The organism is Proteus myxofaciens ATCC 19692 (genome assembly GCF_001654855.1).
GTDB classification, from domain to species: Bacteria; Pseudomonadota; Gammaproteobacteria; order Enterobacterales; family Enterobacteriaceae; genus Proteus; species Proteus myxofaciens.
In genome coordinates this window covers 18382-29298 of sequence record NZ_LXEN01000075.1, presented here as the reverse complement: position 1 = coordinate 29298, position 10917 = coordinate 18382, and the positions used below count along the sequence as shown (strand labels likewise).

General features: G+C 37.2%; 10 protein-coding genes. 2 read left to right on the top strand and 8 right to left on the bottom strand.

The window, feature by feature from the left end; genetic code table 11:
* Nucleotides 1-606 precede the first annotated feature (606 nt).
* The 3 genes from M983_RS08175 to acs all read right to left on the bottom strand — a co-directional run bounded on the left by M983_RS08175 (nucleotide 607) and on the right by acs (nucleotide 4695).
* Nucleotides 607-2262 (bottom strand): cation acetate symporter, encoded by a 1656-nt coding sequence (locus M983_RS08175; RefSeq protein ID WP_066749589.1) that lies wholly within the window; start codon nucleotides 2260-2262, stop codon nucleotides 607-609.
* Nucleotides 2259-2570, bottom strand: a complete 312-nt coding sequence (locus tag M983_RS08170; RefSeq protein WP_066749588.1) for a DUF485 domain-containing protein — start codon at nucleotides 2568-2570, stop codon at nucleotides 2259-2261. The genes M983_RS08175 and M983_RS08170 overlap by 4 nt, the downstream gene beginning before the upstream one ends.
* Nucleotides 2571-2730: 160 nt before the next feature.
* Nucleotides 2731-4695 carry an acetate--CoA ligase gene (acs, locus tag M983_RS08165; RefSeq protein WP_066749587.1) on the bottom strand — a complete coding sequence of 655 codons (1965 nt, stop codon included), beginning with the start codon at nucleotides 4693-4695 and terminating at the stop codon, nucleotides 2731-2733.
* Nucleotides 4696-5063: 368 nt separating this feature from the next.
* Between acs and sodA the strand changes: the two genes are divergently transcribed.
* A complete protein-coding gene (gene sodA, locus M983_RS08160) occupies nucleotides 5064-5687 on the top strand; it encodes a superoxide dismutase [Mn] (protein WP_066749586.1) in 624 nt (207 codons plus the stop codon).
* A gap of 107 nt (nucleotides 5688-5794) precedes the next feature.
* Complete coding sequence (yiiM, locus tag M983_RS08155) at nucleotides 5795-6472, top strand: 6-hydroxyaminopurine reductase (protein ID WP_066749585.1); 678 nt, start codon at nucleotides 5795-5797, stop codon at nucleotides 6470-6472.
* Between the two features lie 57 nt (nucleotides 6473-6529).
* Here yiiM and trpS read toward each other — a convergent pair whose 3' ends face one another.
* The 5 genes from trpS to M983_RS08130 all read right to left on the bottom strand — a co-directional run bounded on the left by trpS (nucleotide 6530) and on the right by M983_RS08130 (nucleotide 10805).
* Entirely contained in the window at nucleotides 6530-7558 is a 1029-nt protein-coding gene (gene trpS, locus M983_RS08150; protein WP_066749584.1) for a tryptophan--tRNA ligase, read from the bottom strand.
* Nucleotide 7559: 1 nt separating this feature from the next.
* Nucleotides 7560-8267 carry a phosphoglycolate phosphatase gene (locus tag M983_RS08145; RefSeq protein ID WP_066749583.1) on the bottom strand — a complete coding sequence of 236 codons (708 nt, stop codon included), beginning with the start codon at nucleotides 8265-8267 and terminating at the stop codon, nucleotides 7560-7562.
* Nucleotides 8267-8938 carry a ribulose-phosphate 3-epimerase gene (gene rpe / locus M983_RS08140; RefSeq protein ID WP_066749582.1) on the bottom strand — a complete coding sequence of 224 codons (672 nt, stop codon included), beginning with the start codon at nucleotides 8936-8938 and terminating at the stop codon, nucleotides 8267-8269. Before rpe ends, M983_RS08145 begins: the two co-directional genes overlap by 1 nt.
* Before the next feature lie 42 nt (nucleotides 8939-8980).
* Complete coding sequence (gene dam, locus M983_RS08135; protein WP_066749581.1) at nucleotides 8981-9796, bottom strand: adenine-specific DNA-methyltransferase; 816 nt, start codon at nucleotides 9794-9796, stop codon at nucleotides 8981-8983.
* An 85-nt stretch (nucleotides 9797-9881) separates the two neighbouring features.
* Complete coding sequence (locus tag M983_RS08130; RefSeq protein ID WP_066749580.1) at nucleotides 9882-10805, bottom strand: SPOR domain-containing protein; 924 nt, start codon at nucleotides 10803-10805, stop codon at nucleotides 9882-9884.
* Between the last annotated feature and the right edge of the window lie 112 nt (nucleotides 10806-10917).

Below are 10917 nucleotides of genomic sequence, written 5' to 3'. Positions count from 1 at the left end.
ACCACAACGCACTAATAATAAAGGTAGTTATTTTTCCTGTAATAGTTCTATATATACCACTACATGCCAGCATAATTAGCCAGCCTATAAGAATAATATAAAACTTTTGCTCAATATATAAACCTGAACCACTTAGTAATACAGGCGTTATAGAGAAAAGAAACAAAAGTGAATAATTTATTACCCTAGACATAATGATTTAAATGGATTACCTCTTTTTTATCGAACAAAAAGTTAACCATTTACCTTTTGATAATACAAGCATTGATTCGCTAAAATGAGTCTTAAATTGCTATTTTATCCGTTTTTATTTATGTTTTTTATTTTTATTTATAAATTCACTACTTATATTTATAGGTTAAATATATTGTTAATCAATGTGTTACAATTGATATAATTGGTTTTTTATATATAGAATACAACTATAGTATTATTACTTAAATTTTTGTATAGATATGTATTTTATTGACAGCTATATTATATTACGTAAGAAAGTTTATATTAAAATTTTAATTATTTAACGAGTAAATAAATTGATATTATATAGAGTAAAAAGTGCTTGTATATATAAGCACTTTTTATTAATTCACCTAACAATTATGGTATTTAATGATTTTTATCTTGCTCAATACTGATACCAATTTGGGAACGTATAAATTGAGCTCGGAATTTTGCTTTTTCTTGAGCTCCTAATGATGAGTTATCCGTAATAGAGAATAACCATGAAATAATAAAGGCAATAATCATTGAAAAGAGCGCTGGATATTCATAAGGGTAAATAGGTTTTTCATGACCTAAAATACTCACCCAAATGGTGGGTCCTAATATCATTAAGGTGACTGCAATCAGCAATCCTGACCACCCACCAGCAACGGCTCCTCGCGTTGTTAAGCCTTTCCAATACATAGAGAGCAATATAATTGGAAAATTACAGCTTGCAGCAATAGAAAAAGCAAGACCAACCATAAAGGCTATATTTTGTTTTTCAAATAAAATGCCTAAACCAATAGCCACTATCCCCAATATGACAACCGTTATTTTGGAGACTTTAAGCTCTTGATGTTCATCGGCATGACCATTTTTAATGACATTTGCATAAAGATCATGAGAAACCGCTGAAGCACCAGCCAGCGTTAATCCTGCAACGACTGCTAAAATAGTAGCAAATGCAACCGCTGAAATAAAACCAAGGAAGAAATTACCGCCGACGGCATCAGCAAGGTGAACTGCGGCCATATTAGTGCCACCAATCAAAGCACCAGCGGCATCTTTGAACAGAGGATTAGGGCTAACGAGTAAGATAGCGCCGAAACCAATGATAAAAGTAAGAATATAAAAATAACCGATAAAACCTGTCGCATAAAAGACACTCTTACGAGCTTCTTTCGCATCACTGACAGTAAAGAAGCGCATGATAATATGAGGAAGTCCCGCAGTACCAAACATCAAAGCAAGCCCAAGTGAAAGTGCAGAGATAGGATCAGAAACTAGGCCTCCAGGGCTCATAATTGAAAATCCTTTTTGGTGAACATTTATTGCCTCTTTAAACAATGTATTAAAGTTAAAATTAGCAACTTTCATTACCATTACTGCCATAAAGGTAGCGCCAGCGAGTAAAAGAATAGCCTTGATTATCTGTACCCATGTTGTTGCTAGCATTCCACCAAATAGCACATAGAGCACCATAAGAATACCAACAAGAACAACCGCAATATGATAATTAAGACCAAAAAGAAGTTCGATTAATTTGCCAGCACCTACCATTTGAGCAATAAGATAGAGTGCAACAACAACCAAAGATCCTACAGCAGAAAGTGTTCTAATAGGTTTAGGGCTTAATCGATAAGAAACAACGTCAGCAAAGGTATAGCGACCAAGGTTTCGTAAACGCTCGGCAATAATAAAAAGAATGATAGGCCAGCCAATTAAAAAGCCAATTGAGTAAATTAAACCATCATAACCAGAAGTGTACACTAACGCCGATATACCTAAAAAAGAGGCGGCTGACATAAAATCACCAGCAATAGCCATACCATTTTGAAAACCTGTGATTTTACCACCAGCGGTATAGTATTCAGCGCGAGAGCGAGTTCTTTTTGATGCCCAATAGGTAATATAAAGCGTTAATCCAACAAATATCAGAAACATAATAATTGCTTGAATATTTATGGGTTGTTTCTCACCACCTTCTGTTATTGTAGCTGCATAAATAGATGTTGATGAGAGCATAAATAGGCTTATTACATAGAGTATGTTTCTCATTTTTCTACCTCTGCAATAATTTCTGACGTTAATCTATCAAATTCTGTGTTTGCCTTAATAACGTAAATACCCGTGAGTAAAAATGAAATTATGATGATGCCAATTCCAATAGGAATACCACGTGTGATGTAAGCACCCTCATAGAGTGGTGCACCTAACCACTGTGGATAGAAAGCAATAACCAAGATAAAAGAAACATAAATTGCAAGCGTGATAATTGAGAGTGTCCATGAAAAACGACTACGTTTTTTAACCAGTTCTTTAAAGCGAGGGTTGTTTTCTATCTCTTGATAAATAGTGTTATTCATCAGAGTTCTCCTCTATATAATTATTTTGGTTTATCACATGATTTAGAGATTTAACTCCCCGCATTTCATGACTTTTAGGTAAAGGAACCTAGAAAAGGTATTTTTCATACCTTTGCATCGTTGTATAAATATGTAATGTAAATAGACTACTTTTTAGAATTTAAGCAGTTGCAGTTAGTGATAGAGACTGTTTTTCTTCTAACAGTTTCTCTACTACGCCAGGATCAGCTAGGGTTGAAGTATCTCCAAGATTAGTTGTATCGCCAGAGGCTATTTTACGCAGTATACGGCGCATAATTTTTCCTGATCGCGTTTTAGGTAAGGAGTCTGTCCAATGAAGGATATCGGGTGTTGCAATAGGGCCTATTTCTTTACGAACCCAGTTACGAACTTCGGTATAAAGTTCTGGTGTTGGTTCTTCACCGTGATTGAGAGTGACATAAGCATAAATGGCTTGGCCTTTAATATTATGAGGAATACCCACAACAGCGGCTTCTGCGATTTTAGGATGAGCCACTAAGGCAGATTCAATTTCAGCGGTACCTAAGCGATGGCCTGAAATATTCAGCACATCATCAACGCGTCCTGTTATCCAATAGTCACCATCTTCATCACGACGTGCACCATCACCTGAAAAATACATGCCTTTAAATGTAGAAAAATAAGTTTGTTCAAATCGTTCATGATCGCCAAACAGAGTACGTGCTTGTCCTGGCCAAGAATCAATAATGACTAGATTACCTTCACAAGCGCCTTCTTGTATTTCACCAAGATTATCAACAATAGCTGGTTGTACACCAAAGAAAGGACGTGTTGCAGAGCCTGGTTTTAAATCCATAGCCCCAGGAAGGGGGGTTATCATGAAACCACCTGTTTCAGTTTGCCACCATGTATCGACAATAGGGCATTGGCTACGTCCCATTTTTTGATAGAACCATTCCCATGCTTCAGGATTTATTGGTTCACCGACAGAACCTAAAATACGTAATGAAGTACGTTGTGTGCCTTCTATAGCCTTATTACCTTCCGCCATGAGTGCGCGTATTGCTGTTGGTGCTGTATATAGAATATTGACCTTATGCTTATCAACAACTTGAGCCATACGGTTAACAGATGGATAGTTAGGTACGCCTTCAAACATAACTGTGGTTGCACCATTAGAAAGAGGTCCATAAAGAAGATAGCTATGGCCTGTTATCCAGCCTACATCTGCGGTACACCAATAAATTTCACCATCATGATAATCAAATGTATATTTAAACGTCATTGATGCATAAACAAGGTAACCACCTGTCGTATGAAGTACGCCTTTAGGTTTACCTGTTGAGCCTGAAGTATAAAGAATAAAAAGCGGGTCTTCTGCATCCATTACTTCAACTTCGCATTCAGCGTCAACGTGTTGAATAATGTCATCCCACCATAAATCACGACCTTCTACCCATTGTTCGGTTTTACCTGTACGACGGAAAACAATCACATGCTCTATAGGTGGAATATCAGTGTGATTTAATGCCTCATCAACATTTTTCTTTAATGGAATTGCTCTGCCAGCTCTTAAGCCTTCATCAGCGGTAATAACGAGTTTTGCTTTTGAGTCTATAATTCTTCCTGCGACAGCTTCAGGAGAAAAACCACCAAAAATGACAGAATGAATAGCGCCAATGCGTGTGCAAGCAAGCATTGCAACAGCAGCTTCAGGTACCATTGGCATATAGATTGCGACAACATCACCTTTTTTAATGCCTAATTTTTTTAATACATTCGCAAATTGGCAAACATCATGATGAAGTTGCTGATAAGTAATCTTTTTTGATTCGTTTGGTGAATCACCTTCCCAAATAATTGCAGTTTGATCAGCTCGTGTTTTTAAGTGGCGATCTAAACAGTTTTGGCTAATGTTAAGTTGCCCATCTTCAAACCAGCGAATATCAACATGGCCCGAGTCAAAGGAGCTATTTTTTACTATTGTATAAGGGGTTATCCAATCAACTATTTTCCCTTTTTTTTCCCAAAATAAATCAGGATTTTCAATGGATAACGCATAATCTTGTTGATATTGCTCTTTGTTAATTAGGGCGTGCTCTGCAATATTTGCAGGAATATGATGCTGGTTTATTTTTGTCATAATAGTTCTCCTTACTAGTGTTAATACTATGTCAAAAATAAGTTAACAAAAGAGGGGGAATAGACATTGTTTCTTTTTTGCGCAGAAGATCACGAATTAATGGAAATGATTTTTATGGGGTGATCAATTAGTGCTAAAGATAAAATCATTTAATTTATCTAACTTTTTCTTGTTTAATAGAATTTTAATTTAATAAGTACCTTTTTAATTAAAACAATATGCTGTGAAAATAGATTAAATGTTAGCTAATGAAAAAGCCCTATTTATTGTAAGGGTATGATAATGATTTTCATTAACGTTTTTTTTACTATAATGGAATAATAAATCACATGGTGTGATCCAATATAATACAAGCACTGGAGATTAATATGAGCTATACATTACCTACACTGCCTTATGCTTATGACGCATTAGAGCCACATTTTGATGAACGTACAATGGAGATCCATCATACTAAACATCATCAAACTTATGTGAACAACACAAATACGGCTTTAGAAAAACTGCCTGAGTTAGCAGGATTAGAGATTGATGAGCTAGTAAAAAATCTTCATAAAGTTCCTGCTGATCAACGTACCTTTATGCGTAACAATGCTGGTGGCCATTCTAACCACTCTTTCTTCTGGAAAGGCTTAAAGTTAGGTACTCAGCTACATGGTTCTTTAAAAGATGCTATTGAGCGTGATTTCGGTAGCGTTGATGCATTCAAAGAATTATTTGAAAAAGCAGCTGCAAGTCGCTTTGGTTCTGGTTGGGCGTGGTTAGTACTTAAAGATAATGGTAAATTAGCTGTTGTTTCAACGGCTAATCAAGATAGCCCATTAATGGGTGAAGAGCTGTCAGGTACTTCCGGTTATCCAATTATCGGTTTAGATGTTTGGGAACATGCTTACTACCTAAAATATCAAAATCGTCGTCCTGATTATATTAAAGCGTTCTGGTCTGTAGTGAACTGGGACGAAGCTCAAAAACGTTATCAAAGCAAAGCGTAATTTCGCTTCTTCTTTACTTTATTTTCCAATGCCGACGTAAGTCGGCATTGTTTCTTTAGGTCACAATCCTTTACTATGAGTTATTCTTTTTAGTTAGGTCGTGAGCCATGAATTATTTTCCCAGTATTTTTATTGGTAATGTCACAACAACGCCACAAGGACTGACAAGTGCAATCACTAAAAAGTTAGTGGATGGCAATATCAAACTGTTTACCCTTGGCTTAGAAGGTGATGAGCAAGCAGAGACGCGCTTTCATGGTGGGTCTGATCGAGCATTATGTCATTATCCACAAGAGCATTACACCTATTGGTCTGAATCGTTCCCTGAGCTTGCTGATTTTTTTAATGCGCCCGTCTTTGGTGAAAATATATCAACAGTAGGTATGACTGAAGATAATGTGTTTATTGGTGATATTTATCAATGGGGAAATACCCTTATTCAAGTTACACAACCTCGTTCACCGTGTTACAAGCTAAATACTGTTACGGGTATCAGTCATTTTTCACAAATAATGCAAGATAGCGGTTATTGTGGGTGGCTATACCGTGTGATTAGTACTGGTGATACTGGAAGCCATCATCCTTTAGTTTTGGTATCAAGAAATAGCGATGTGTCTGTGAAAGAAGCTATCGCCATTGCATTTCATATGCCTTTTGATGAAACACTTTATCGGCGTTTATTGGGGGCGGCTGGTTTATCTGCCAGTTGGTGTAAAACGATGCAATTACGATTACAAAACGAGAAAATAGAAAGCTTTGAACAGCGACTTTTTAAAAAGTCTTAATTTATTACTATGAAAAAGACCAGATTATCTGGTCTTTTTAGTGAAACTTAGTGAAAATTATGGATATGGAATAAAACCAATCGCATCATAGACTTTGTCTAAGGTTGCTTGAGCGCGTGCTCTTGCTTTATCGGCACCTTCTTTCATAATTTTATTTAGCAAAGCTTCATCATTACGGAAGGTATTAAAGCGCTCTTGAATATTTGTCAGCATATCAGAGATAGCATCTGCAACAGTCCCTTTTAAATGACCATACATTTTACCTTCAAATTCAGCTTCAAGTTCAGGGATAGTTTTACCTGTGACTCCAGCTAAAATGTCTAGAAGATTAGAAACCCCTGCTTTATTTTCAAGATCATAAATAACACGAGGTGGTTCTTCTGAATCAGTTAGTGATCGTTTGATTTTTTTCGCTGCTGATTTAGGATCTTCCAGTAATTCGATAACATTGTTGCGGTTATCATCTGATTTTGACATTTTTTTTGTCGGATCTTGTAATGACATAACACGGGCACCACCTTTCGGAATAAAAGGATCGGGTACTGTGAAAATATCACCATAAATAGCATTAAAACGCTGTGCGATATCACGACTAAGTTCAAGATGCTGCTTTTGGTCAATACCAACAGGAACTTGATTGGTTTGGTAGATAAGAATATCAGCCGCCATTAGCACAGGATAATCAAATAAACCCGCATTGATGTTTTCTGCATGACGTGCTGATTTATCTTTAAACTGCGTCATCCTGCTTAATTCACCAAAATAGGTATAGCAATTTAATGCCCAGCCTAATTGTGCGTGTTGTGGAACATGAGATTGAACAAAAATAGTACTTTTTTCTGGATCAATACCACATGCAAGATAAAGTGCTAGGGTATCTAACGTTCTTTTTTTAAGTTGAACGGGATCTTGACGAACAGTAATCGCATGTTGATCCACAATACAGTAGATACAATCATAATCATCTTGCATCTGCACCCATTGGCGCAATGCACCCATGTAATTTCCGATAGTCAATTCACCAGAAGGCTGTGCACCACTAAATACAATGGGTTTTTTTACTGATTTTTCTTCTGAGGTTGTCATCTTAATTCTGTTCCACTTTTGTCATTGATGTGATGTCGAGGATAGAAAGCAAATCAGCAAAATCATCTAATGTGAAATCAGGTTTGCTATCTGCGATAGGTTCGCCATAGTTATAGCCATATGTTAGACCAACACTAGGGCATTGTGCCGCTTGTGCCGCAATAATGTCATTGCGAGAGTCACCGACAAAAAGGAGCTCTTCTTTTCTAACACCAAAAATGCCCATAGTTAAATAAAGTGGTGATGGGTGTGGTTTTTTTTCTTTTACATCATCGCCACCTAAAACAGAGGAGAAGTAGTGAGCAATTCCTAGCTGTTTTAGTAATGGAGCAATAAAAGGTGTTGGTTTATTAGTGACAATACCAAGAGGAATATTGTGCGACGCTAACGTTTCAAGCGTTTCTTTCACATGAGGAAAGAGATTACTTCCTGTTTTTACTGTTGTTGCATAGCGCTCATCAAAAAGCGCTCGAACTTCATTTAACAAGGTATCTGTAACTTGCGCACCAGCATGATGTAATGCACGTGTTAATAGCATATCTACGCCATTTCCTACCCAAATCGTCACATTATGTTTGCCAGCAGGTGCAAAGCCTTTAGCTTGTAGTGCGTAGTCTGTTGCTTGTGTTAAGCCAACAGCACTGTCTGTAAGCGTTCCATCAAGATCAAATGCGATAGCACGAATACCTGTGAGTTTTTTCTCTGTCATTACGATACCTTTTCTAATTCACGGCGCATATTGTCTATAACATTTTTATAATCAGGTTGATTAAAAATAGCGGATCCAGCAACAAACATATCTGCGCCTGCTTGTGCAATTTCAGCAATATTATCGACTTTAACTCCACCATCAATTTCTAAACGAATGTCATAACCCCCATCATCAATCATCTTGCGAACCTGGCGCAGTTTATCTAATGTATTAGGAATAAATGATTGTCCACCAAAACCTGGGTTTACAGACATGAGTAGGATGAGATCAAGTTTATCCATAATATAATCAAGATAGTTTAAAGGGGTTGCAGGATTAAGAACAATACCTGCTTTACAACCACAATCTTTGATCAATTGAATGGTTCGGTCAACGTGCTCGCTTGCTTCTGCATGAAAAGAGATGTAAGAAGCCCCCGCTTTTGCAAAATCGGGGATGATCCTATCAACGGGTTTCACCATAAGGTGAACATCAATAGGTGCTGTAATACCGTAATCACGCAGTGCTTTGCAGATAGGCGCACCAAACGTTAAATTAGGAACATAGTGGTTATCCATGACATCGAAATGGATAACATCGGCGCCAGCAGCAAGAACTTTTTCAGTATCTTCACCTAGACGGGCAAAATCTGCAGATAAAATAGAAGGGGCAATCAGAAAATCTTTCATCGTATTCTCCTGACGACACTCCCATTTTTGGGAGGTTAACGATTATTTATATAAGGCAAGTAGTTCGTTCACTTTGCTACGACCGAGTGTGTTGCTACTAATAGTTCTTCTGACTTTCACACTGTGTAGCTCTTTTGCTTTTACATACCATTCTTTAGTTAACACTGTTTCATGGTTTGATATTAACACGGGGATTTGTCTCTCGTAAGCAAGCATTGAAGCGAGTTGTGCTAAATGTTCTTGCTCTTGAAAGCTAAAGCTATTTGTATGGTATGACGTAAAATTAGCCGTTGAAGATAGTGGTGCATAAGGAGGATCGCAGTAAATAACGGAACCATTAGTGGCATTAATCATCGTTGTTGAGTAGCTTTGGCAGACAAAAATAGCTTTTTGTGCTTTCTCTGAGAACCAATTGAGTTCCGATTCAGGGAAATAAGGTTTTTTATAACGGCCAAAAGGGACATTATACTCTCCCTTTGAATTATAGCGGCACAGTCCGTTATAGCAGTGACGATTAAGATATAAAAATAAGACACTACGTAGATAAGTATCTTTTGATTGATTAAATAATTGACGTAGTCGATAAAACTCCTCAGAGGTATTCATCTGAGGAGTAAATAATAAACGCGCGTCTTTGATAAATTTCTCTGGCTGCAACTTTACTGCATTATAGAGATGGATAAGGTCACTATTAATATCTGCAAGAATATAGGAATCGTATTCTGTGTTTAAAAAAACAGAACCAGCACCCATAAAAGGTTCAATTAAACAGTTACCAGCTGGTAGATGACGCTTAATATCATCTACCAAAGGATACTTACCACCAGCCCATTTTAGGAATGCGCGTTTTTTTTTCATGCCGTCCAAATTTCTTAATCGTTTCAGAGTCGCCGATTGTACTCTGTTTCAGACAGCATATCAGCGGTAAACATTATCTTAATGACTATTTTAGATCCTGATGAACATGTTTCATCGGTCTAACCCAAGGTTTTTTAGCTTGTATAGCCGCTGGTAATGATGATACAGCCTGTTTTGCTTCGTTAATATTGCGATAGTTGCCATAGATAAGTATATACCATGGGTTACCATTACGTTGTGTTTTATAAACAGCGTAGTTTCCATTTAAATTCTTTTTAGCGAAAGCTTCTAATGTATCTTGGCGACTTGCCCCACTAAGTTGTAACGTATAGTTTGATGCAGGTATTGCTTTCAAATTATTTGATGATAATTGACCAGAAACCACCGGTTTTGTTGTTGGTTTCGGTGTAACTGGTTTTGTTGACGGTATTTTTACTTCAGCAGGTTTTTGCTTTGGCTCAGGTTGCTGTGGTTTTGTCACAGGTTCCTGTGTTTGTGGCATTTTAGGTTGAGTTTGGTTTGTTGATGGTTGTTGATTAACGGCTTGGTTAATACCAGATTGTTGCTGGTTTAATGAATCCACAATATCACCAGGGATCTCAACACGTTGGCCTTGTGAGTCAATCATTGGTGGTAAATTTTGTGACGGTGAGCCAGACGTTGATGTCTGCACTTCTGGTCTAGATATTTCTTGAGGTGATGTTTGTGTGGGCTCTGATGGTGTCACAGATGATGGTTGCTGAGATAGTTCGATATTTTTTTCGGTATTATTCTCAGTCGAAGACTCTGAATTATCGGTTGATTTTAATGCTGAACTGATAGCAATAATTAGCAGAATAAGAACAAGCACACCAACGCCAATCATCATTTGTTGACGAGTGACAGAGAAGCGTGCATTTTTTAATGGATTGCTACGAGATCGATTCGTTCTACGCTCAGGTCTATCCGATGTATCTGGTTTGAGTGAGTTATCACTCTTATTTTCATTGTCAGGTTTGAACTCGTCCATTATTGCCCTCCGTCAGAGCGTCAAAAAGCGAAAGATAATCTACCAGCCTTAGAGCTATTACCTATTAGTATAAGGATGAAACGTCTTTTCTGAAACGTTACATTCTACAATA